This is a genomic window from Paracnuella aquatica, from assembly GCF_003332885.2.
Taxonomy (GTDB): Bacteria; Bacteroidota; Bacteroidia; order Chitinophagales; family Chitinophagaceae; genus Flavisolibacter; species Flavisolibacter aquaticus.
Window position 1 is genome coordinate 207,487 of sequence record NZ_QOWJ01000007.1, and the last position, 17,272, is coordinate 224,758.

General features: G+C 49.1%; 15 protein-coding genes. 12 read left to right on the plus strand and 3 right to left on the minus strand.

Annotated elements, in window-relative coordinates; all coding sequences use genetic code 11:
• Positions 1 to 5 precede the first annotated feature (5 nt).
• From DRJ53_RS12215 to DRJ53_RS12225, 3 genes are all read left to right on the plus strand, one after another.
• Positions 6 to 356: a four helix bundle protein gene (locus DRJ53_RS12215; RefSeq protein WP_114235909.1), complete on the plus strand. Its 351-nt coding sequence runs from the start codon at positions 6 to 8 to the stop codon at positions 354 to 356.
• Between the two features lie 53 nt (positions 357 to 409).
• Positions 410 to 667 (plus strand): ATP synthase F1 subunit epsilon, encoded by a 258-nt coding sequence (gene atpC, locus DRJ53_RS12220; protein ID WP_114235910.1) that lies wholly within the window; start codon positions 410 to 412, stop codon positions 665 to 667.
• 177 nt (positions 668 to 844) lie between these two features.
• Positions 845 to 2,722, plus strand: a complete 1,878-nt coding sequence (locus DRJ53_RS12225) for a DUF4139 domain-containing protein (RefSeq protein ID WP_162303865.1) — start codon at positions 845 to 847, stop codon at positions 2,720 to 2,722.
• Between the two features lie 355 nt (positions 2,723 to 3,077).
• Here DRJ53_RS12225 and DRJ53_RS12230 read toward each other — a convergent pair whose 3' ends face one another.
• Positions 3,078 to 3,404 carry a cupin domain-containing protein gene (locus tag DRJ53_RS12230; protein WP_114235912.1) on the minus strand — a complete coding sequence of 109 codons (327 nt, stop codon included), beginning with the start codon at positions 3,402 to 3,404 and terminating at the stop codon, positions 3,078 to 3,080.
• Positions 3,405 to 3,479: 75 nt separating this feature from the next.
• On the minus strand, positions 3,480 to 4,031 hold the full coding sequence (locus tag DRJ53_RS12235; protein ID WP_114235913.1) for a YqgE/AlgH family protein: 552 nt from the start codon (positions 4,029 to 4,031) through the stop codon (positions 3,480 to 3,482).
• A gap of 130 nt (positions 4,032 to 4,161) precedes the next feature.
• On the opposite strand from DRJ53_RS12235, the gene DRJ53_RS12240 reads away from it, so the two are divergent.
• Positions 4,162 to 5,502 (plus strand): sensor histidine kinase, encoded by a 1,341-nt coding sequence (locus tag DRJ53_RS12240; RefSeq protein WP_114235914.1) that lies wholly within the window; start codon positions 4,162 to 4,164, stop codon positions 5,500 to 5,502.
• Between the two features lie 514 nt (positions 5,503 to 6,016).
• Here the strand turns inward: DRJ53_RS12240 and DRJ53_RS12245 are convergent.
• Positions 6,017 to 7,255, minus strand: coding sequence for an S-adenosylmethionine:tRNA ribosyltransferase-isomerase (locus DRJ53_RS12245; protein WP_114235915.1), 1,239 nt, complete (start codon positions 7,253 to 7,255; stop codon positions 6,017 to 6,019).
• Positions 7,256 to 7,503: 248 nt separating this feature from the next.
• Here DRJ53_RS12245 and mraZ point away from each other — a divergent pair, with 248 nt between their 5' ends.
• The 8 genes from mraZ to DRJ53_RS12285 all read left to right on the plus strand — a co-directional run bounded on the left by mraZ (position 7,504) and on the right by DRJ53_RS12285 (position 17,249).
• Complete coding sequence (gene mraZ, locus DRJ53_RS12250; RefSeq protein WP_114235916.1) at positions 7,504 to 7,968, plus strand: division/cell wall cluster transcriptional repressor MraZ; 465 nt, start codon at positions 7,504 to 7,506, stop codon at positions 7,966 to 7,968.
• On the plus strand, positions 7,961 to 8,914 hold the full coding sequence (gene rsmH, locus DRJ53_RS12255) for a 16S rRNA (cytosine(1402)-N(4))-methyltransferase RsmH (RefSeq protein WP_114235917.1): 954 nt from the start codon (positions 7,961 to 7,963) through the stop codon (positions 8,912 to 8,914). Before mraZ ends, rsmH begins: the two co-directional genes overlap by 8 nt.
• Before the next feature lie 86 nt (positions 8,915 to 9,000).
• Positions 9,001 to 9,330: an FtsL-like putative cell division protein gene (locus DRJ53_RS12260; RefSeq protein ID WP_114235918.1), complete on the plus strand. Its 330-nt coding sequence runs from the start codon at positions 9,001 to 9,003 to the stop codon at positions 9,328 to 9,330.
• Positions 9,331 to 9,454: 124 nt separating this feature from the next.
• Positions 9,455 to 11,563: a penicillin-binding protein gene (locus tag DRJ53_RS12265; RefSeq protein ID WP_114235919.1), complete on the plus strand. Its 2,109-nt coding sequence runs from the start codon at positions 9,455 to 9,457 to the stop codon at positions 11,561 to 11,563.
• Position 11,564: 1 nt separating this feature from the next.
• On the plus strand, positions 11,565 to 13,031 hold the full coding sequence (locus tag DRJ53_RS12270; RefSeq protein ID WP_114235920.1) for a UDP-N-acetylmuramoyl-L-alanyl-D-glutamate--2,6-diaminopimelate ligase: 1,467 nt from the start codon (positions 11,565 to 11,567) through the stop codon (positions 13,029 to 13,031).
• 91 nt (positions 13,032 to 13,122) lie between these two features.
• Positions 13,123 to 14,400: a phospho-N-acetylmuramoyl-pentapeptide-transferase gene (gene mraY / locus DRJ53_RS12275; protein WP_114235921.1), complete on the plus strand. Its 1,278-nt coding sequence runs from the start codon at positions 13,123 to 13,125 to the stop codon at positions 14,398 to 14,400.
• Positions 14,401 to 14,415: 15 nt separating this feature from the next.
• Positions 14,416 to 15,756, plus strand: a complete 1,341-nt coding sequence (murD, locus tag DRJ53_RS12280; RefSeq protein WP_114235922.1) for a UDP-N-acetylmuramoyl-L-alanine--D-glutamate ligase — start codon at positions 14,416 to 14,418, stop codon at positions 15,754 to 15,756.
• 119 nt (positions 15,757 to 15,875) lie between these two features.
• Entirely contained in the window at positions 15,876 to 17,249 is a 1,374-nt protein-coding gene (locus DRJ53_RS12285) for an FtsW/RodA/SpoVE family cell cycle protein (protein ID WP_114235962.1), read from the plus strand.
• Positions 17,250 to 17,272: the final 23 nt, after the last annotated feature.

Below are 17,272 nucleotides of genomic sequence, written 5' to 3' on the forward strand. Positions count from 1 at the left end.
ACTCCATGCACAATTTCCGGGAACTTAAGATTTGGCAGCGATCGATTGACTTTGTGGCGGCAGTATATGAACTGGTGAAACAGTTCCCGCAGGATGAGCGCTATGGTTTGGTAAGTCAATTAAAGCGAAGCTCGGTTTCAATACCCAGTAATATTTCCGAAGGCGCAGGCCGGAGCACAAATGCGCAGTTCCGGCATTTTTTGGAAATCGCGATGGGTTCTTGTAACGAAGTCGTTACACAATTGGAACTGGCTTGCAGGCTGAAGTTTATAACCGAGGAACAACGGACGACAGCTGTTGATGAAGCGTTCCAGATCTACAAAATGATTCTGGGCTTTTACAACAAATTGGAATAAATCCAGGAGTGCTGCGTCTTGGTACTAAGTACTCAGTACTAAAAATCTATTTCATGACTTTAGAAATATTGACTCCGGAACGCAAATTATTCAGCGGCGAAGTGTATGGTGTGCAGATGCCGGGCATTTCGGGTTCGTTTGAAGTGCTGGATAAACACGCACCGCTGGTAAGTGCCCTCAAGGCCGGCCGCATCAAGGTGTTGCGCGACCGCCAGAACCATTTTGATTATTACGACATCAAAGGTGGTTTTGTAGAAGTGCTCAACAACCGCGTGTCGGTGCTGGTAGAAGGTGCTACCGTTGTAGAATAAGTTTACCGGTTTTTACATTGTATAAAAAAGCTGTTGTCCGCTGAGGCAGCAGCTTTTTTTATGTGCAGCCTTTTGGCCCTCGGCGCTGCCTTTACATCAAGGCAGCAAAATGGAGCTGCGTATTTTTATGTAATTCCATTGTTCCTGCGTCTCTTTGTTTTGCCCAATACATACTTTATGAAACAGCTACTGCTTATCATTTCTTTGCTGCCCCAGGGTTTGCTGCAGGCGCAGGTGCGCAAAGTACCTGCTGAAACGGCCATTCAGGCTGTTACCGTGTTTTCTTCCGGTGCACAAATCCAACGAACCGCAACCGTGGCGGTGCAACCCGGCCGGTCCGAAATACAGTTTACCAACCTGTCCAATCAACTGGATGCACAAAGCGTACAGCTTAAAGCAGATGCGGCCATCACGCTGTTGTCGGTGCAGGCTGTGAAAGACTTTTTTGGCGAACGCAAAGTGGAGCAGGAAGAAAAAGCTTTGCTGGAAAAACAAGCGGGTCTGAAGGATAAAATAGACGCCGATAACAAACTGCTGGAAGTGTACAAACAGGAGGAAGCCATGCTGATCAAAAACCAGGCTATTGGCGGCAGCACCGGCGTAAAAGCAGCCGAGTTGCAAGCTGCGCTGGACCTGCACCGGCAGCGACTGACCGAGTTATATCAAAAGCAATTGGAAACCACAAAACGGGTACAATTGGCCCAGCAGGAGTGGGAGCGTACCCGCATGCAGATTGGTGAAATGGGCAAGAAGCGGGATAGTGTGCACAACTCCGTTGTTGCGTTAATTGAAAGCAAGGAAACACGAAGCATCCGGTTTACGCTTACTTACACGGTGAAGGACGCGGGCTGGTACGCCACTTACGATGTGCGGGTGGGCGAAGTGGGCAAACCCATCGACCTGACCATGACCGCCAACGTATTTCAACGCAGCGGCGAAACCTGGAAAGATGTGGCGCTCTTGCTGAGCACCGGCAACCCTACCGACAATGCCACACCATCGCAACTGCAACCCTGGCAACTGAATTTTTACGACCCTTCCACAGCATGGATGCGCAACCAGCGGGTGCAGCCGGGTGTGGCCATGGGACGTGTTACTAACAATAAAAACGAACCCGTGGCGGGCGCCACTGTGCAAGTACGCAGTGGTAGCAGTACCGTTACCGATGCCAATGGATTTTTTAAATTACAAAACCTGCCTGTACAGGCCGTGGCTGTGGTTAGCGCTGTTGGATTTGAATCTAAAAGCTTTTCTTTAAAACCGGGATATTTTAATGTTCAATTAAACGAACAGCAAAACGCCTTGGATGAAGTAGTGGTAGTTGGTTATGGCACCCAAAATGCCGCATTGGAAGGCCGTGTTGCGGGTGCTCAATTGAAAAGAGCGGTTGCAGCACCTGCGAAGCAAGAAGAGCTGCAAACAGTGGCAGTAACCACCGATTATAAACCTACCACCACGGTGTATGCTATTGAAGACAAATACACTCTGGAGACCGACGGCAAAACCACCATCATACCTATTCGCAAATTGGCGGTGCCTGCGCTGTTTGAATATTATGCAGCGCCAAAATTGGATCCGGCTGCGTTTTTAACAGCGAAAATTACTTCGTGGCAGGAACTGGACCTGCAACCGGGTGAAGCATCCTTGTTTTTCGAAGGCACTTATTTGGGTAAAACTTATTTGGACCTGGCCAACGCCGGCGATACCTTGGGCTTGGCGTTGGGTAAAGACAACGGCATAAGGGTGCAACGCAAGCTGGTAAAGGAGTTTACGGCAAAGCGCCTGATTGGCGCCAACCGCACCGAAACAAAAGCGTTTGAAATTACGGTGCGCAATAATAAGCGCATACCCATCACCGTGATTGTTGAAGACCAATTCCCTGTATCGGTAAATAAGGAAATTGAAGTGGACGAACAAAAAGCCCCGGATGCACAATGGGACCGCGAAACAGGCCTGCTGACCTGGAATGTTTCACTAGCACCCGGCGAAGAAAAAAAGCTGACCAGCAGTTACCGGGTTCGTTATCCAAAGGATCGTAAAGTGGTGTTGGAGTAGGAGTTTTGTGACAGCTCATGCTGTTGCATTTTCGCTGCAGTGGCGGCCATCTCTGTCGTCATTGCGAGGAGCCGCGGTGTCCCTGTCATGTTGTAACTGGAGCGCCGAAGCAATCTCCTTTCCTCAAATGAGTATTTGTTGTAATTGTTTATTTGACACGATAAATTCCGGGAGATTGCTTCGGCGCCACCATTTCAGAAAAGTAGTAATACGCTGCTGCGCCTCGCAATGACAACCAACACCGACCACCAGCGCCACCGTTCAGCAATAATAAAAAGGCTAACACAAAAGTAAACCCTTCCTGCCCCTTCATCCCTTCGTGTCTTCGTGGTTCAAAACCTCAATAACACCACTGCTAGCTTTTAATCATCACCAGCATCATCTTAAAGCGTTCCACCGCTTTCAGTGCATGCGGCACATTGCCCGGTAAAATAATGCACTGGCCGGCCTGCACTGTTTGCGCTGCACCGGCAATGGATATTTCCGCACTGCCATCCAGAATATGCACCAGTGCTTCATGCGGAGAGCTGTGCTCCGACAAGCCTTCGCCGGCGTCGAAAGAAAACAGCGTGATGTTTCCCGAAGGTTTTTTAAGAATGGTTTTGCTCACTACCGAGCCATCTGCGTAGCCCACCGCATCGGCAGGCGAAAAAGGTTTACCGTTTTCAATAGCGTTGCTCATAAGTGTGGATGTTTAGGGTGTACACGAATATTAAATGCGTCATATTTCATCACATGAAATAAATATAGCATTCGATTAGTTCAACTGCGGGTCGATAGGAAAGTTGATCATCATTTCATAATCGCCACCCAGGTGTTTCAACGAATCTTTCCATATTTCCTCCACCTTCGGATGAAAGATCAGGTCGGTAGTTGCCTCCACGGTAAGCCAGGTTTTTTCCGCCATTTCTCCGTCCAGTTGCCCGTTGCCCCACCCCGAGTAGCCAATGAAAAAACGGATCTCGTTTACGTCCAGCGTTTCGTCCCGCAGGTGCTCCAGCACCGTGTCAAAATCGCCGCCCCAAAACACGCCTTCCATTATTTCAACACCGCCCGGAATCAGGTCGGGGCGGCCGTGTAAGAAATGCACCGTATTCATCTGTACCGGCCCGCCGTAGTACACCGGCACTTTAAAACCTTCAATTTCCGGGATCAGTTCGTCCAGCGTGTTTTCATACTGTCGGTTCAGTACAAAGCCCACCGAGCCTTCATCCTGGTGCTCCGTCAGCAACACCACGGTACGCATAAAGTTGGGATCCTTCAAAAACGGGTCGGCAATAAGCAAAATACCGGCGGCTGGTTCTGTCATACGTTAAATTAAAGGTAAACGAACAGTTGAAACAAGCTTTCTTTCCGTAGGGTACAATAATCTTGTGCCAGCAAAATGCGCCGATGGCACCGATTTTTGTAAACCCATAATTTTTCATCAACTTGTTCCAGTGAAACGGACATTTCCCATCATCATCGCACTCATCACGTTGTCGCTGCTCGGCATCATCTGGATCCAGGTGTCGTGGCTGCGCAATATGCTGCACTTAAAGGAAGAACAGGTAAAGGAAAAAGTAGCCGCCATCACTACGTTGGTGGGGCAGCAGCTGGCCGAGTACAAAGGCAATGCACCTACGGCCAAAGTGCGGGTATTCCCGGGCCTGTCCGATAATTTTTCGCTGGAACTGGCCAAGCCATACATTGTGGGGCAGCATTTTACCACCCTTGAAATTTATAATAAGATAAAGCTGGCCTTTGATGCGCAGCACATGAAAGATGTGCCCTTTGAATTTGGGCTTGCCACGTTCCGCACCAATATGCCGTTGGTGTTCGAACGCAAATCGGCCAACTTTTACGATTGGTACGAAGACTCGATTTCGCACTATTCGTACACCTACCCGCTGGTACCTGCAGGAGGCTCTGTTGCCGAGAACCTGACGTTTGATGAAGTGCTGATTGTGGTGGTGCCCAGCATCAAAAATATTGTGGCCAAAAGCCTGGTGCCGCTCATGGTGTTTTCTATACTGTTGATGGTAGTAGTTATTGCAGCATTTTACCTCACCATCCACACCATGCTGAAGCAAAAAAAGCTCAGCGAGATCAAGAACGATTTTATCAACAACATGACCCACGAGTTTAAAACGCCTATTGCAACCATATCCCTGGCGGTGGATGCGCTGAAGAACGAAAAGGTGATGCACGATCCGCAAAAGCTCCTGTATTTCTCCGGCATTATTAAAGAAGAAAACCAGCGCATGAACCGACAGGTGGAAACGATTTTAAAATCCGCGCTGATGGAGCGGCAGGAAATACAGCTCAATAAAAAGCCGCTGCATGTGCACCAGATCATCGAAGACGTGGCCGACAACTTTGCGCTGCGCCTGAATGAAAAAAGTGGCGAGCTCCAAACCGATCTCAACGCAACCAATGATTTGATTGATGCCGACGAAGTGCATATCTCCAACCTGGTGAACAACCTGATGGACAATGCCGTGAAATACAGCAAGGAAAACGTGGCGCCGCGCATTTGCCTCACCACCGATTCCACGCCCAGCAGTTTTATCCTGCGCATCGAGGACAACGGCATCGGCATGACCCGCGAAACACTGAAACGTATTTTTGAAAAATTTTACCGGGCCCACACCGGCAACGTGCACAACGTGAAAGGGTTTGGCCTTGGCCTCAGCTATGTAAAAACCGTGGTGGAAGCGCACAACGGCGGCATCAAAGCCGATAGTACGCTGGGCAAGGGCAGCTGTTTTACCATTGAGTTTCCGCTGAAGAAAGCGTAGACTTTTCCTGCTCTCAGTACCGCTCGTTATAATTGCTTTTAATAATAAACAGCTACTTCATTGAAGTGGCTGTTTTGTTTTTTGTAACGAACGGCTAGATCTCTATCCAGCCTCTGTTGCGTCGCACACTTGTGCGGCTAGTAATTCTATTCGGCAAACTATAGTTTCAAGCTTTTTACAGCCTAAGCCCGAAGGGCTTGAACCATCCATAGCCGCCGGTGCAACCGGCGGATAACAATGCCCCATGGTGCACTCAACCCCAGAGGGGTTGAACCTGTTCTGCAGCATACAATTGTTCAACTCCTTCGGGGTTGGGCAAATTCCATCTATGGTTTGAATTCCCTAACCCCCGGTTGCACCGGTGGCTATTCAACTTTCAGCCCTTCGGGCTGAAGGAATATATAAGCACTGCTTGGATGCGTCGCTGCACACAGCATGACAAATGAACGGTGCAGCGTGATATCAATAAGTAAAGCGGGGTACTGAATTAAGCAGTCGTCAACATTTTAATCCATCAGCCCAAGGGCGCATTTTCCGGCTCCTTTCGATACAACAAACTGCTATCGCCATAACTCAAAAACCGGTAGTCCCTTTCCATTGCATGATCATACACTTTGCGCCAGTCGGCGCCAATAAATGCGGCCACTAAAAGCAGCAGGGTGGATTGCGGCTGGTGAAAATTAGTGATCAGCGCCGCCGCCGACCGAAACCGGTAGCCCGGTACAATCAGCAAGCTGGTTTTGCAATACAGCACCGATTCATTTATACGATTCAGGTGCTGTACCAATGCCGCCAGGCTTTCTGTATAAGAAGTCGTTTCGTCCATTAAATTGTAGCACTCCCACTGATCCAGCCACAGTTCACTGGCACCGTCAAATTGTTGCCGCAACATTTTGACGCCAATCCAGTACAGGCTTTCCAGGGTGCGCAGCGATGTAGTGCCCGACGCCACAATTTGCCCCGCAGCAATCAATTGCTCCAGCGTGGCTTTGCTAACATGAAAATGCTCGGCGTGCATCTGGTGTTCGCCAATGGTTTCCGATTTTACCGGTTTAAATGTGCCGGCGCCCACATGCAGCGTCAGCGGTGCGGTGTGGATGCCTTTTTGCGCCAGTGCGCTAAACACTTCGGGAGTAAAATGCAGCGAAGCTGTTGGCGCCGCTACCGATCCCTGCTCCTGGCTAAAAATGGTTTGGTACCGCGTGGCATCATCGGTTTGGGCCGCTCGTTTAATATATGGCGGCAGCGGAATGGCGCCGGCCTCGTGCAGTATTTCGGCAAAAGCCAGTTGGGCAGGATGCCATTCAAAGCCAATAACAAAATGTTGTCGCTGCTTATCTATATAATAGGCCTGCAGTTCCGCGCCGCCGGGCAGCTCTTTACGCAGCACCTGTCCGGGCTTCCATTTCGATGCGCCGCCCACCATGCAGTTCCACTGCACCGTGCCGCTTTGCGCCAAAGCGCTTTCCATCGGTAGGTCGGTCGGCTCGAGGCAAAAAATCTCGATCACGCCACCCGTTGGTTTTTGAAACAGCAAGCGGGCTTCAATCACCCGCGTATTGTTTACCACCAGCGTAGCGCCATGTGGCAAGTGCTGCGGCAGGTTGTAAAAATGATCGTCTTCAATTTTCCCACTTTTATACACCAGCAGCTTTGAATCGTCTCTTTTAGGCAGCGGAAAGGCGGCAATCCGTGGATCGGGGAGGTCGTAAGCGTATGCGTCAATCTTAATCGCTTCTGGCTTTATCTGCATGTAACTATTCAATTGGGCCTAAAAGGCGCAAACTTATGCCTTGTGCACAACTTATGCACAGTTATCCACATGCTATTCACATATACGCATAATGAAAAGTTATGTAAATGACGCGAAAGCCTTGCTCCGCAAGGGTTCTGAAACCGGGCATTTTGTGGATAAAAACAAAAATTCCAATCCCAATTCAGGAGTGGGAAATTGTGTTATTTTGTGTCAATCTTGGATGGTTTTCTCCCAAACAAACGCGAATGACAGGTTTCCTCGGCGAATTTGAAGCAACCCTCGACTCCAAAGGTCGGTTTTTGCTCCCGGCAGGCTTTAAAAGGCAGCTGGCGGAGAGTGAAAATACGCGTTTTGTAGTCAACCGGGGCTTCGAAAAGTGCCTGAGCCTGTACACAATGGAAAGCTGGGAGCCCCTGTTTGCGCGGATCAAAACCCTCAACGATTTCGATCCGAAGGTTCGGGAGTTTCGCCGGTTTTTTCTCAACGGCGCCACCATCGTGGAGCCCGATTCGGCTGGCCGCTTGTTGTTGCCACCGAACTTGAAAGAGTACGCGGGGTTGGAAAAAGACATTGTGCTGGCATCGGCCGTGGACAAGATTGAGATTTGGGCAAAAGATAAATACCAGCAGTTCTTTGATAACTATTCGGCTGATGATTTCAGTTCGCTGGCTTCGTCGGTAATGGCAGGAGGGGAGGGTAATAATGGCTAAAAAAAACAATAGCAAGGAAGTTGAATTGGAAGCATTGCCAGAGGCATCCGACTATCATGTGCCGGTGCTGCTGCACGAAGTGGTAGAAGGTTTAGCCATCAAGCCGGATGGGGTTTACGTGGATTGCACTTTTGGTGGTGGTGGTCATAGCAGGGCCATACTGGAGCAGCTTGGCCCCAACGGAAAATTGGTGGCGTTTGACCAGGATGAAGATGCGCGGCAAAACCTGCCCGACGATGAGCGGGTGCTGTTTGTGCCGCACAACTTTCGCCACCTCAAGCGCTTTTTGCAACTGCATGGCGTGATGCCGGTGGATGGCGTGCTGGCCGACCTGGGCGTGAGCAGTCACCAATTTGACCAGGCCGACCGTGGTTTCTCCACCCGCTTTGATGCCGACCTCGACATGCGCATGGACCGCCGCCAGGAGAAATCTGCTTTTCATGTGCTGAATACTTACGGTGAGGCACAGTTGCATAAGCTTTTTGAGCAATACGGCGAGGTTACCAACTCCCGAACGCTGGCCCGCACCATTGTGGAGGCCCGAAAAACGGGGCCCATCAAAACCATTGCTGGTTTTAAAACAGCGGTGCACAGCGTGGTAAAAGGCAATCCGAATAAATATTTCGCACAGGTGTTCCAGGCGCTGCGCATTGAAGTGAACGACGAATTGGGTGCCTTGCAGGAGCTGCTGGAGCAATTGCCGCAGGTAATAAAAAGCGGCGGCCGTGCGGCCATCATCACGTTTCACTCGCTGGAAGACCGGCTGGTGAAATTGTTTTTTCGGGATGGTGGTTTTGAGCTGGAGGAAGATGAAATTTTTGGCGGTAAAAAAAGCATGAGTGCCTTTGAGCTGGTGAACAGAAAACCGGTTACAGCGACCGATGCTGAATTGAAATTGAATACCCGCAGCCGCAGCGCAAAACTGCGGGTTGCGGAACGAAAGTAAGCTGTAAATAGCGAGCTATGAGCTGCGAGAAAAGTTGCACCATCTGCCTTCTCGAAACTCAAAGCTAAAAACTCGAAACTTAAAAAATGCAACAAGCAAAAGCAGAAAAAAAAGTCCAGTTCTACTGGAAGAAGGTGCTCAACTACCAGTCGGTAGTCAAGCAGATCCCTTTCTTCCTGTTTCTGGCGTTGCTTGCTGTGATCTATATCTACAATGGACACCGTGCTGATAAAACGGAGCGTGCCATTAGCAAGACAACAAAGGAATTGAAAGAGCTGCAATACGAATTTAAAACGGTGAAAGGCGATGTGTTGTTTCGCAGCCGCCAAAGCGAGCTGGTGAAAGCCGTGGAGCCGTTGGGATTGAAAGAATTGACCACCGCACCGGTGGTGTTGGTGGATAGCAGTGGTGAGTAGTTGATTTACGATTGACGATTTGGATTTACGATTGGGCTTGCAACAAAAGACTGTTGCCCTTTTTGAAATCCGTTTTCAGTTGAAAACAAATCGTACATCGTAAATCCCAAATCGTAAATCAATAATGGAGGTAAAAAGCGACATACTGTGGCGGGTGTATTTGAGCTTTATCGGCATTGGCGTGCTGAGCCTGCTCGTGCTGGGTCGTGCCTTTTACATTCAGCAAGTGCAGGGCGATTATTGGCGCGGCATGTCGGACAGTTTGCACCAGAAATTTGTAACCCTCGATGCAGAGCGGGGTACCATTTACAGTGAGGACGGCGAAATGCTTTCGACGTCCATTCCGTATTTCGACATTTACATGGACTTTGGTGCCGAAGGCCTGCGCGATAAAAGCGGCAAGCGTTTCCGCGATAACATCGATTCGCTTGCATGGCATCTTTCGGCCCTGTTCGATGATAAATCAGTGGGCACTTACAAGCGGGAGTTGCAGTTGGCCTACAACCAAAAGAACCGTTATTATTTAATCAAAAAAGGCCTGTCGTTCGACCAGTATAAAACCTTCCGCGAATTTCCGTTGGTGCGCATGGGCCGCAACCGCAGCGGTGTTATTGCCGAAGTAAAAACCAGGCGCCTCAACCCCTTTGGTTTATTGGCAAAACGCACCATCGGCCTGGCCCGCGAAAACGCACAGAATGTAGGCCTGGAGCGGACTTACGATACTTTGTTGAAAGGTTCTACCGGCCATCGGCTGGTGCGCTTTTTAGCAGGCGGCGCATTTGTGCCGGTAAACGGGTATGAGATTGAACCGGAGAATGGTAAAGACATCATCACAACGCTTGATGTAACCGTGCAGGACATTGCCGAAAACGCATTGATGAAAATGATGGTGGAAAGCGAAGGGCAGCATGGCACCTGCGTGGTAATGGAAACGGCCACCGGTAAAATAAAAGCCATTGCTAATCTCGGTCGCACAAAAGACGGCACGTATGATGAAAACCTGAACTACGCTTTGCAAACCACTGAGCCGGGTTCTACCATTAAGTTGGCTACACTGCTGGCGGTGCTGGAAGGCGGTCATACTAAAATAAATGAAGCAGTGGAAGTGGGTACTTCCGGCAATGCATATGTGGCGGTGCGCAATGTTACCGATGCCGAACGTTCGCCAAAAGCAGTGCTGACGGTGCGTGAAGCTTTTGCACACAGCTCCAATGTGGGTATGGCCAAACTGGCCTACAAAGCGTTTGCAACCAACCCCGATGAATTCAAAGATTACCTCAAAAAATTTCACCTCGATCGCAAAACGGGTATTGGCCTGGTAGGCGAAGAGGCGCCGTTGCTGCCTCGTTGGAAACGCAACAAAGAAGGTTTGCACGCCATGCTCACCATGTCGTTTGGCTACGCTATTGAAGTAAGCCCGCTGCAAACACTGATGTTGTACAATGCTATTGCAAACGAGGGCAAAATGATGCGCCCTTACCTGGTGAACACCATCAAAAGCGATGGCGTTGCGGTAAAACATTTTGAACCCGAGGTATTGGATGATGCCATCTGCAAACCCGAAACCGTTGCAGCTGCACGGGCTTCGATGGAAGCAGTAATCACCGAAGGAACCGGTAAAAATGTGTTTGCCGATATGCCATTCCCGGTGGCTGGCAAAACCGGCACAGCGCATTTTGCCGGCGGCAATATCAAATACTACGATGGCGTGTACCAGGCATCTTTTGTAGGTTATTTCCCGGCCGATAAACCGGAATATTCCTGCATTGTGGTGATCAAAACAAAGCCGCATGCAGCCATACACTACGGTGGACAGTTAGCTGCGCCGGTGTTTAAAGAAGTGGCTACTAAGATGTACGCAAGCTTTGTACAAAAAAAGAAAGTAACGCCCCTAGAGGTGGTGCCCGATAGTGCGCAGTATGCTTATGCAGGCTATGCCCCAGAAGTATCGCAGGTGTTGAAACAAACCGGCCTGCGCTATACCGACTCGGCCGGCCCTGCTGAGTGGACCCGTGCAGTAACCGTGAATAATAAGCCGGTAATAAAACCGGTGCCTGCAGGTAAAAAGAAAGTGCCTGATACCCGCAACATGGCGCTGCGCGATGCGCTGTACCTGCTCGAAAACGAAGGACTGAAAGTGGCGGTAAAAGGGCGGGGCAAAGTAGTGGCGCAGAACATTGCACCCGGCACACCGGTAACGAAAAACCAAACGATCACCATTGTATTGAACTGATTTGAAAAGACTTTCTGACATATTATACGGCGTTCACCTCGAAGCGGTTTCGGGTAGCACTGACGTGGAAGTGCGGGACGTGCAGATCGACTCCCGTGCGGTTCAGTCGGGTGCCCTGTTTATTGCCGTAAAAGGTGTTGCCGCCGATGGCCATCGCTTTATTGATGGCGCAATTGAAGGTGGTGCTGTGGCAGTGGTTTGCGAAGCCATGCCGCAAACTTTACAGCCGCAGGTTACTTATGTGCAGGTGCGCAATAGTGCCGAAGCGGCGGGGCAAATGGCCCATACGTTTTATGGCGCGCCTTCCAACAAAATGAAGTTGGTGGGTGTGACGGGCACCAATGGAAAAACCACCATTGCCACGCTGTTGTATAAATTATTTACCGGTCTCGGTTATACCTGCGGGTTAGTGAGCACGGTGGAAAACATCATTGCCGGAAATATCATTCCTTCCACACATACCACACCCGATGCGGTAAAGCTCAATGCGCTGCTGGCGCAAATGGCAGCGGCGGGCTGCACACATGTGTTTATGGAAGTAAGCTCGCATGCCGTGCACCAGCACCGCATCGCAGGTTTGCATTTTACCGGCGCCCTGTTTAGCAACATTACCCACGACCACCTCGATTACCACAAAACCTTTGACGAATACATCAAGGCAAAAAAAGGCTTCTTCGACGGGTTGCGTGCAGATGCATTTGCCATCACCAACCTCGACGATAAACGCGGCATGGTGATGTTGCAAAACACCGCTGCCCGCAAGCTTACATACAGCCTGCGCACTGTGGCCGATTTCAAAGGAAAAATTTTGGAAAACGGGCTGGCGGGTTTGGTGATGACGGTGAACGAGCAGGAAGTGCATTTCCGCCTCATTGGTGAGTTCAATGCATACAACATTTTAGCTGTGTATGGTGCGGCCATCAGTCTTGATGAAGACAAGCTGGAAGTGCTGCAGGTATTGAGCAATCTTACCGGTGCCGAAGGCCGTTTTGATTATATGATCTCGCCAAACGAAGGTGTGATCGGGATTGTGGATTATGCGCATACGCCGGACGCATTGCTGAATGTGCTGGCTACCATCAACAAATTGCGCAGCGGCGAAGAGCAGGTAATTACTGTTGTGGGCTGTGGCGGCGACCGCGATAAAACAAAGCGCCCAGTGATGGGTGAGGTAGCCACCGAACACAGCAACCGCGTCATTTTTACTTCCGACAATCCGCGCAGCGAAGACCCTGCACAGATCCTTGCGGATATGGAAACAGGATTGAACACTGCGGCGCGGCGCAAAACACTGTCCATCGCTGACCGTAAGCAGGCTATTAAAACAGCCGTTACTATGGCCGGGCCAAAAGATATTTTACTGATTGCTGGCAAAGGCCACGAAAAGTATCAGGAGATCAATGGGGTGAAGACACATTTCGACGACAAAGAAGTGTTGTGGGAATTATTTAGAGAATTAGAGAAGTGAGCTTCGAGTTACGAACTATGAGTAGATGTTTACTCTAGGCTCGCAGCTAATCACTCATAGTTTGCAAGAACAACAAAGAACAAAGAGCTGAATGTTATATCACTTATTTGAATGGCTGCGCAATGAAGGAATCAGTTTCCCCGGAAGCGAAGTATTTCGTTTCATCACCTTCCGGGTGCTGGTGGCGGTGTTGTTGTCGCTGTTCATCACAACGGTTTATGGCAAGCGCCTCATCAACCTGCTTGTAAATATGCAGATTGGTGAAAGCGTTCGCGACCTGGGCCTGGCGGGCGAACAACATAAAAAAGGAACGCCTACAATGGGCGGTATCATCATTATCCTGGCGATACTCATTCCAACGCTGCTGCTGGCAAATTTGGAAAAAGTATACATCCGCCTGATGATTGTAAGCACGGTGTGGCTGGGTGTGATTGGTTTTATTGACGATTACCTGAAACTGAAAGCAAAGAAGATTGCACTCGAACGTGGCGAGAAATATAAAAAGACCGATGCAGATGGATTGGCTGGTTGGTTTAAGATTCTTGGCCAGGTGGGTTTGGGTGTGATCATTGGTGCTACGCTTTATTTCAACGACAACGTAAAAATATTTCGCGAGTACCAGGGCACCAATCCGCCGGCAAATGCAGAAGTGATCCGGGTTAGGGTAAACGATAAAGAGAAAGTATTAGTAAAGGCGGAAGATCCCATCACTACCATTCCGTTTGTAAAGTCGCATGAGTTCAATTATTCCAAGCTCCTGCCAGAAGGGCTGCGTCCTTACTCTTGGGTGCTGTTTATTGGGATCGTGATTTTCATCATTACGGCAGTGTCAAATGGGTCGAACATAACGGATGGATTGGATGGTTTGGCGACGGGAACATCAGCGTTGATCGGTGTGTGTCTGGGCATATTTGCCTACGCAAGTGGCAACGTGTTTTTTGCCGATTACCTCAACATAATGTACATCCCCAACCTTGGCGAACTGTCCATTTTTATTGGGGCCATGATTGGGGCTTGTGTGGGTTTCCTGTGGTACAATTCGTTCCCGGCGCAGGTGTTTATGGGCGATACGGGTTCGTTGACTTTGGGCGGCATCATTGCAGCATTGGCCATCATCGTGCACAAAGAACTGTTGATCCCGATTTTCTGCGGGGTGTTCCTCGTAGAGAATTTAAGCGTGGTAATGCAGGTGAGTTATTTTAAATACACCAAAAGAAAATATGGTGAAGGCAGGCGGATTTTTTTAATGAGCCCGCTGCACCACCATTATCAAAAGAAAGGATATCACGAAGCGAAGATTGTAACAAGGTTTTGGATCGTAACGCTGCTTTGTGTGGTGTTTGCCATCGTTACGCTGAAGCTTAGATAAAAACATCCGGATTAAATGACAGAGAAAAAACTGGTTGTATTAGGCGGAGGAGAAAGTGGAGTAGGCGCTGCGCTACTGGCGCAGCAAAAAGGATACAGCGTAGTGCTGATGGATGAAGGCTCTTTGAAGGAACTATATAGAAAAGAACTGCAGGCAGCAGGCATTTCATTCATGGAACAAGGCGTGGATGAAGCGGCACTGCTGGCAGCAGACGAAGTGGTGAAAAGCCCGGGTATTCCGGAAAAGAATGCATGGGTAAAAAAGTTGCGCCAAAACGGCATTCCGGTTATTTCGGAAATAGAGCTGGCTTACCGGTACAAAGGCGATAGCAAGATCATTGCCATTACCGGCAGCAATGGCAAAAGCACCACCACTTCGCTGATCTATCACATCTGCAAAGTTGCAGGATTAGATGCAGCACTGGTGGGCAATATTGGTTATTCGTTTGCCAAACAAGTGGCCGAAGATCCAAAGCCGATTTATGTAGCAGAGATCAGTTCTTTTCAGTTGGATGACATTGTAACGTTTCGTCCCGATGTGTCGGTGCTGCTCAACATCACCGAAGATCACTTGGACCGGTACGATTACAAGTTTGAAAACTATATCCGGAGCAAGTTTCGCATCGCGATGAATCAGACAGACGCAGATTTTTTTATTTATAACGAGGATGACGAAGTGATCACCGATCACTTACAACAATATTCAATCACAGCTAATCAACTACCGATTACCATGAAGAAGGAAGTAACCAAAGGAGGCCAGATCAAAGAAAACGAGCTGCAGGTGAAAACCGGTAACGAGAATTTGGAGATGAGTGTGTACGATTTTGCATTGAAGGGAAAACATAACCAATACAACACCATGGCAGCTTGTGTGGCCGGGTCCACTATGGACATTCGCAAAAACAAGATTCGTGAAGCGGTGCAAACCTTTCAAAGCCTGGAGCACCGCATGGAGCCCGTGGCTACCGTTCGCGGCGTTGAGTTTATCAACGACAGCAAGGCCACCAATGTAAACAGCACCTGGTATGCGCTGGAAAGCATGACCAAGCCAACCGTGCTGGTACTGGGCGGTGTAGACAAAGGCAACGACTACGACCTGCTGATGGATGGCGTAAAAGAAAAAGTAAAAGCCATTGTGTGCATGGGCACAGACAATAGCAAAATCGTAGCTGCGTTTGAGGGTGTAGTGCCTGTTATCAGCACTGGCAGTGCCGAAGCTGCAGTGAAAGCTGCGTTTGAAGCGGCTACTGTTGGCGATGCTGTTTTACTGAGCCCTGCCTGCGCATCGTTCGACCTGTTCCGCAACTACGAAGACCGCGGCACACAGTTCAAACAGGCAGTAATGAGCTTGTGATTGAAATGAGCAATATCGTTAAGTGAAAAGTCAAAATTTAAAAGTCAAAACCGGCTGCCAATCGCAGCGCTTCTTTTGACTTTTGCCTTTTGAATTTTGCCTTCAAATGCATTGATGAAATGGATGAACTCCTGAACATACCCACTTCGCTGAAGGGATTAAAGCATAAGCCGCATGGTGACAAAACCATCTGGGGCCTGGTGCTGCTATTGGGGCTGGTGTCGTTGCTGGTGGTATACAGTGCCACGGGTTCGCTTGCGTACAAAATGTACAAAGGCAACACCGAAGTGTACCTGTTCAAGCAGTTCGCATTTATCGTGATCGGCTTTGTGGTGATCTATTTTGCGCATCGCGTTAACTACACCATTTACTCCCGCATTGCAAAAGTTATCTTCCTTCTTTCTATACCGCTTTTGTTATATACGTTGTTCTTTGGCGTTACGTTAAACGAAGGCAGCCGCTGGATCAAGCTGCCCATCATCAACCTCACCATGCAAACCTCCGACCTGGCCAAGTTGGGTTTGTTTATGTACCTGGCCCGCCTGCTCAGTAAAAAGCAAGGCGTTATCAAAGATTTTAAAAAAGGATTTGTACCGGTGATCATCCCGGTGGCGGTTACCTGTTTGCTCATTGCGCCAGCCAACCTTTCAACTGCATTGCTGCTGGGCGCCAGCTGTATGCTGTTGCTGTTCATTGGCCGTGTTAGCGGCAAGCACTTACTCATGGTAGTAGGTGTGGCCGCCATACCCGTGGTCATGTTGATCATGGCTGCTATGATCAGTCATAAAACCAGCGGCAGCGAAGAAGTTGTTGCTAAAAAAGAAAAATCTTCCCGCATTACTGCGCGGGTATCTACATGGGTGAGCCGTGTAGAAAATTTTATGTACAGCAGCCCCGATGCTGCCGATGATAACCTGTACCAGGTAAACCAGGCAAAGATTGCTATTGCAAAGGGCGGACTACTTGGTATGGGCCCCGGCAACAGCGAGCAGCGCAACTTTTTGCCGCAGGCTTACAACGATTTTATTTACGCTATCATCATCGAAGAATATGGATTAATTGGTGGTGCACTCATCATATTTATATACCTCGTTTTTTTATATCGAAGCATTCGTTTATTTAAGCGTTGTCCGTATGCTTTTGGCGCGTTTTTGGCTCTTGGGCTGTCCTTCACTTTGGTGATCCAGGCAATGGCAAACATGGCCGTAAACGTAAACCTGTTTCCGGTAACCGGCGTAACGCTGCCACTGGTAAGTATGGGTGGTAGCTCATTCCTGTTTACCTGTTTTGCCATCGGTATTATTTTAAGCGTGGCCCGCAACGTAGAGCAGATTGAAGGTAAGGCTGCCGGCGGCGACAACCCACCAGATGATGGCGACGATGATGATAAAACACCTGCGCCGGTTGAAGGCAACAGCATAGAAAAATCAGTTGCCAAAAAGAAAAAGATCAACACATTGGAGCCGCTCAAAGAAGCAGCTTTGCCATTTTAATAATAAGTAGAGCCATATGGAAC

Excerpts from the sequence above, each read along its gene's own strand:
- DRJ53_RS12215 (WP_114235909.1), top strand. The coding sequence starts at position 6 with ATGCACAATTTCCGGGAACTTAAGATTTGGCAGCGATCGATTGACTTT.
- atpC (WP_114235910.1), top strand. The coding sequence starts at position 410 with ATGACTTTAGAAATATTGACTCCGGAACGCAAATTATTCAGCGGCGAA.
- DRJ53_RS12225 (WP_162303865.1), top strand. The coding sequence starts at position 845 with ATGAAACAGCTACTGCTTATCATTTCTTTGCTGCCCCAGGGTTTGCTG.
- DRJ53_RS12230 (WP_114235912.1), bottom strand. The coding sequence starts at position 3,404 with ATGAGCAACGCTATTGAAAACGGTAAACCTTTTTCGCCTGCCGATGCG.
- DRJ53_RS12235 (WP_114235913.1), bottom strand. The coding sequence starts at position 4,031 with ATGACAGAACCAGCCGCCGGTATTTTGCTTATTGCCGACCCGTTTTTG.
- DRJ53_RS12245 (WP_114235915.1), bottom strand. The coding sequence starts at position 7,255 with ATGCAGATAAAGCCAGAAGCGATTAAGATTGACGCATACGCTTACGAC.
- mraZ (WP_114235916.1), top strand. The coding sequence starts at position 7,504 with ATGACAGGTTTCCTCGGCGAATTTGAAGCAACCCTCGACTCCAAAGGT.
- rsmH (WP_114235917.1), top strand. The coding sequence starts at position 7,961 with ATGGCTAAAAAAAACAATAGCAAGGAAGTTGAATTGGAAGCATTGCCA.
- DRJ53_RS12260 (WP_114235918.1), top strand. The coding sequence starts at position 9,001 with ATGCAACAAGCAAAAGCAGAAAAAAAAGTCCAGTTCTACTGGAAGAAG.
- DRJ53_RS12265 (WP_114235919.1), top strand. The coding sequence starts at position 9,455 with ATGGAGGTAAAAAGCGACATACTGTGGCGGGTGTATTTGAGCTTTATC.
- mraY (WP_114235921.1), top strand. The coding sequence starts at position 13,123 with ATGTTATATCACTTATTTGAATGGCTGCGCAATGAAGGAATCAGTTTC.
- murD (WP_114235922.1), top strand. The coding sequence starts at position 14,416 with ATGACAGAGAAAAAACTGGTTGTATTAGGCGGAGGAGAAAGTGGAGTA.
- DRJ53_RS12285 (WP_114235962.1), top strand. The coding sequence starts at position 15,876 with ATGGATGAACTCCTGAACATACCCACTTCGCTGAAGGGATTAAAGCAT.